General features: G+C 71.2%; 6 protein-coding genes and 1 pseudogene. 1 reads left to right on the forward strand and 6 read right to left on the reverse strand.

Annotated features, from left to right (window positions below; all coding sequences use genetic code 11):
- On the forward strand, window positions 1-462 hold a 462-nt coding region (locus GUY61_RS34760; RefSeq protein WP_279576888.1), incomplete at its 5' end, for a zinc ribbon domain-containing protein YjdM.
- Window positions 463-536: 74 nt separating this feature from the next.
- Here GUY61_RS34760 and GUY61_RS34765 read toward each other — a convergent pair.
- The 6 genes and pseudogenes from GUY61_RS34765 to GUY61_RS34790 all read right to left on the reverse strand — a co-directional run.
- Window positions 537-809, reverse strand: a complete 273-nt coding sequence (locus GUY61_RS34765; protein WP_166634313.1) for a hypothetical protein — start codon at window positions 807-809, stop codon at window positions 537-539.
- Window positions 806-1159 (reverse strand): DUF6247 family protein, encoded by a 354-nt coding sequence (locus tag GUY61_RS34770; protein WP_166634314.1) that lies wholly within the window; start codon window positions 1157-1159, stop codon window positions 806-808. The genes GUY61_RS34765 and GUY61_RS34770 overlap by 4 nt, the downstream gene beginning before the upstream one ends.
- 551 nt (window positions 1160-1710) lie before the next feature.
- A complete protein-coding gene (locus GUY61_RS34775; protein ID WP_166634315.1) occupies window positions 1711-2202 on the reverse strand; it encodes a GNAT family N-acetyltransferase in 492 nt (163 codons plus the stop codon).
- A 238-nt stretch (window positions 2203-2440) separates the two neighbouring features.
- Window positions 2441-3148: a peptide-methionine (S)-S-oxide reductase MsrA gene (gene msrA, locus GUY61_RS34780; protein WP_166634316.1), complete on the reverse strand. Its 708-nt coding sequence runs from the start codon at window positions 3146-3148 to the stop codon at window positions 2441-2443.
- Window positions 3149-3235: 87 nt separating this feature from the next.
- A complete protein-coding gene (locus tag GUY61_RS34785; RefSeq protein ID WP_398957999.1) occupies window positions 3236-4297 on the reverse strand; it encodes a hypothetical protein in 1062 nt (353 codons plus the stop codon).
- Between the two features lie 3 nt (window positions 4298-4300).
- Window positions 4301-4863 (reverse strand): annotated as a pseudogene (locus tag GUY61_RS34790) (hypothetical protein); the annotation flags it as partial.

A 4863-nucleotide genomic window follows, 5' to 3' on the forward strand; every position in this document is an offset into this window, starting at 1 on the left:
AACACCTCTCTCGTCTACTCCCCGGACGGCGAGCTGGTCCGCACCTACCGTAAGATCCACCGCTTCGGCTTCGACAAGGGCGAGGCCGTCCTGATGGCGCGCGGCACCGAAACCCTGCCCCCGTGCCCCGAGTGCTCCAGCGAGTACACCTATGAGATGGGCTCGCTCCTGGTGTGCCCGGAGTGCGCGCACGAGTGGGCGCCCGCGTCCGACTCCGCCGACGCCGCGGACACCGCCGGGGACGGGGTCGTCCGGGACTCGGTCGGCAACGTGCTCGCCGACGGCGACACCGTCACGGTGATCAAGAGCCTCAAGGTCAAGGGCAGCCCCAGCGGCATCAAGGCCGGCACCAAGGTGCGCAACATCCGCCTGGTCGACGGCGTGGACGGCCACGACATCGACTGCAAGATCGACGGCTTCGGCGCGATGCAGCTGAAGTCCAGCGTGGTCCGCAAGGCCTGACCGCACCCCGGACACCGGTCGGCCGGACACCCGGACCAGGGCCGATGCCATGGCGGCACAAATGGCCGACGGCCCTACAGCGTATTGAACGGCGGAACGATCCTCACCACGACGATGAGCCGGTCCGTGGGAGACACCAGGAAGTAGAACCAGCCGCCCGCCGCGTCCATCCGCCGCAAGCCTCCGGGACGAGGGCCGTTGCCGAACTCGCTGACATCGACGCCTGCATCTGCGAGCTCCACAAGTTGCCCTGCGAGCCGTTCGACCTCGGCCACGACTCGACCGGCGAGTCCTCCGGTGACGTGCGTGCGGTCCGGGTCGTACTCCCAGTGCCAGTCCGCGTTCACTGATCGCGCTGGATGATCGCGGCGTGCGCGGTGTCAAGGATCCTGCCGATCTCCGACGCCGCTCTGCGGGCGTCCTCGGCGTCTCCCTGTTCAGCGGCGTCTTCCCAGAACCGAAGCTCGCGTGCCACCTCGGGCTGACGCTGGATGTGAACGTGTACAGCCCATTGCGCGATGAACCTCTGCAGCGGGGCGAGGTCGGATCCCTGCCGTGCCTGGTCCGCTGCCTGATCAAGCTCACGGGTGAACGCGGGCAGCGCGGCCGGCGAGATCTGAGCGACTGCCTGGCGGAGCGCCGTTACGGTGGCAGGGGGCTGAGGGATGAGTGGGTGCCCGTCGGCGGAGGTGGTCATTGCTTCTCCCATGGACGAGATTCTGATCCCTCGCGTCAGCGTACCGACCAGAAGCCGGACGCCGACGCCCGAACGGATGACGCCCCCTGTCCGGCCGAGACCGGCGTCAGTTCTCCCGGGCCTGCCAGGCCCGCGACTCCGGTCGGGCAGGAGCGGCTCCGCTTGGTCCGGGACGGGGCACTCTGCGTGACGCCCGCGCCGCCGATGCCGCGGTAGGCCGCCCGGTTCCGCACCTGCGTGTGACCTGGGTGTGCGGGATCCGAGCGCGCAGGGCGCTGCTCACCGGGTCCGAACCGGTCAGCAGCGCCTTCAGCGTCGCCGTCGCCTGCTGCGAGAGCGGCTCAGCCATCAGCCTTCGCGACACCGATCGGGCAGGAGACGCCCGTGCCTGCGGGTCTCGGTCGCCATGTGGCCCAGCTTCGTGGGCTCGGCTTGGAGGTTCCGGCGCGCGCAGTTCCCGCGGCGCATGAGCATGAGCAGGCCTCATGGCTGCTTGGCTCTCACCGAGCCATGAGGGTGGGGGACCGGCCGGTCGTCCGGTATGAACAGGGTCAGGCGCCCAGGTCGTGATACATGACGTGCAGTCCGACCGGACCCAGCGTCGGATGCCGGAATGCACCTGGGACGGTGCCGATGACGGTGAACCCGAGGCGCTCGTACAGTCTGGTGGCGGGCGTGTTCGAGGCCGCGACCGCGTTGAACTGGACGCCGGCAAAGCCGCAGGTCGAGGCCCAGTTGAGCAGATACTCGCCCAGTGCTTGGCCGACACCCTGGCCGCGTGCCTCAGAGGCCACCATGAAGTTGCCGCTGGCGATGTGGGAACCGGGGCCGGGCCGATTGGGGTACATGTTCGAGGTGCCGAGCACGCGCTGGCCCTCTACGGCCACCACGACGTGTCCCGGGGACGGTACCACCCACATGTCGTGTGCCTGCGCTTCGGTCTGGAAAGGGTCGTAACAGAAGGTGTCTCCCTTACGGACAATCTGCTCGATGATCGGCCAGACCTGCGACCAGTCATGTTCCTCGAACGCCCGGATTTCCATCCGCCAAAGGTTAGCGACGGCGTTCAGCCCCTTCGACCGGATTTTTCCGTGGCGAAGCAATGGCTGCCCGCGATCACTGACACAGGGCCGACCGGAGACCTACCCGTGGCACCTGACCCCGGAAGTGGCCGCGTCAGCCGTCAGTCGGCGTCCCCGTGGGGCATGAGCCGCAGTGTGGCAGCCGCGGCGATCACCGAACGCGGACGCCGGCGCGGGGTGTGGGGACACCCACGTACGGTCAGTCGTCCGTGGGAGCAGGCGCGAGCCCGGTCGGGCAGGAGCGGCCCCAGTTGGTCTCGGACGGGGCACTCAGCTTGACCCCCGTGCCGCCGATGCCGCAGTAGCCTGCCGGGTTCTTGTCGAGGTACTGCTGGTGGTACGGCTCTGCCAGGTACAGGGGGCGGCCCTCCGCGGGGAGGATCTCCGTGGTGATCGTGCCGTAGCCGGAGCCGGTCAGGACCGACTGGTAGGAGGCGCGGGAGGCCTCCGCCGTCTCGGCCTGGGCGGGCGAGTGGGTGTAGACGGCGGAGCGGTACTGGGTGCCGACGTCGTTGCCCTGGCGGAAGCCCTGGGTGGGGTCGTGGGACTCCCAGAAGACCTTGAGCAGCTCGGCGTACGAGACGACGGCCGGGTCGAAGACGACGCGGACGGCCTCGGTGTGGCCGGTCAGGCCGGAGCAGACCTCCTCGTAGGAGGGGTTCTCGGTGTAGCCGCCCTGGTAGCCGACGAGGGTGGTCCAGACGCCCTCGGTCTGCCAGAACTTGCGCTCGGCGCCCCAGAAACAACCCAGCGCGAAGTCGGCGACCTCCAGGCCCTCCGGGTACGGGCCGAGGAGCGGGTTGCCGAGCACGGTGTGGCGGGCGGGCACGGTGAACTCCGGCTCCGGGCGGCCCTTCAGCGCCTGCTCGGGCGTGGGCAGAACGGGGGAGCTGCGGTGCAGGAACATGCGGGTTCTCCTCCAGCGGTGGTCTCGCAGAGAAGAACGTCCGGACGGAGAGCCGGATTCCCCCGCCCGGACGACGTCACCGTCGCGTCAGATCTTCCAGAAGGGGCCGGCGCCGCGCACCGCCTTCTCCCGCACCGAGCAGTACGCCGCCGCCGGATGCTCGTAGTAGCGCCAGGGCAGCGCGTCCACGTAACCGTCGACCAGGCGGAACTGCTCGACCGCCGCCTCGTACCGCCGCTGCTTGGTGAGGAAGAACGCCAGCAGGTGCCGCAGCTCCGGCAGGCGCGGGTGGTCGGGGCGGGCGGCGGCCGCGTCCGCGAGGGCCGCGTCGACGAGCGTGACCACCGCGGGCGAGCGGAAGTCCGCGGGCCGCGCGTCCTTGTGGTGCTCCCACCAGGCGATCAGCGGCAGCGCCGTCAGCAGGCTGCCCGGGGGCGCCCCGGCGGCGGCGCGGCGGGCGAAGGCGACGGCCAGTTCCTCCGAACCGCGCCACTTGGCGCACCAGTACTGCAGGGCACCGGTGTGCGCGGCGCAGTGGTGCGGATCGCGATCGGTGATCTCGTCCCAGAGGCGGTCCATCCGGGCGTGCGGGTAGCCGAGCCCGAGGGCGGCCCAGAGCTCCGGGACGTACGGCGTGGGATCCCCGGGATTGAGCTCCGCGGCCCGCGCGACCTCCTCGAGTGAGCGCGGCAGCACCCGGTGGAAGCCCGCGAACTGCTCCCGGCCGGTGTCCTTGGCCCAGCCTCCGCCGCGCAGCCTCCACGCGAGCGTGACCGTCGCGTGGGGCCGTACCAGTGCCGCGTCCGGGTCGTCGGGCGCCGCGGCCTGCCAGTCGGAGAGCCAGCCGTCGTCATCGGCCGCCGCTTCGCCCAGCGCGTTCGCGTACTGGGACCGCAGCTCCCAGTCCTCGTTCTCCCTGGTGGTGGCCATCAGAGCGGCCGCCGGCCGCCAGTCGCCCCGCGAAGCCGCGGCGAGGGCGCGCCGCAGCTCGGGCGGCAGCGGCGCGGCCAGCCGGGTGTCCTGCCGTTCCTCGGACTGGAAGCCCGCGGCCCGGGCGCGCCGGGAGGACCCGGGGGAGGAGTCGCCCATGATGCGGCGGTACACGCGGACGCCGACCAGCACGGCGAGGAGGATGACGAGGCCGCCCACGGGTCAGACCCCCGGTCCGGCGGCTCGCGCCGCGTTGACCACCGTGATGTCCCGCAGTCGGCAGTACTCCGCCGCCGGGTCCGGGTCGTAGCGCCAGGGCAGCGCGTCCACATAGCCGTCCACCAGGCGGAACTGCTCCACCGCCGCCTCGTCCCTGTCCTGCATGCTCAGGAAGAACGCCAGCAGGTGCCGCAGCTCCGGCAGGCGCGGGTGGCCGGCGGGGGCGGCGGCCGCGTCCGCGAGGGCCGCGTCGACGAGGGCGGTCACCTCGGGGGTGCGGTAGTGGTCCTGGCCGTCCTCGTCGCCGTGGTGCTCCCACCAGGCGATGAGCGGCATGGCGGTGAGGAGGCTGCCGAGAGGTGCCTTCGCGGCGGCCCGCTCCGCGAACTCGCGGGCGAGGTCCTCGGAGCCGCGCCACTTGGCGCACCAGTACTGCAGGGCGCTGAAGTGTGCCTCGTAGTGGTGCGGGGCGCGTTCGGTGATCTCGTCCCAGAGGCGGTCCATCTCGGCGTGCGGGTAGCCGAGGCCGAGGCCGGCCCAGATCTCGGTGATGTACGGGGTCGGGT

The organism is Streptomyces sp. GC420, assembly GCF_009916105.1.
GTDB lineage: Bacteria > Actinomycetota > Actinomycetes > Streptomycetales > Streptomycetaceae > Streptomyces.

Excerpts from the sequence above, each read along its gene's own strand:
- GUY61_RS34775 (WP_166634315.1), bottom strand. The coding sequence starts at position 2,202 with ATGGAAATCCGGGCGTTCGAGGAACATGACTGGTCGCAGGTCTGGCCG.
- msrA (WP_166634316.1), bottom strand. The coding sequence starts at position 3,148 with ATGTTCCTGCACCGCAGCTCCCCCGTTCTGCCCACGCCCGAGCAGGCG.
- GUY61_RS34770 (WP_166634314.1), bottom strand. The coding sequence starts at position 1,159 with ATGACCACCTCCGCCGACGGGCACCCACTCATCCCTCAGCCCCCTGCC.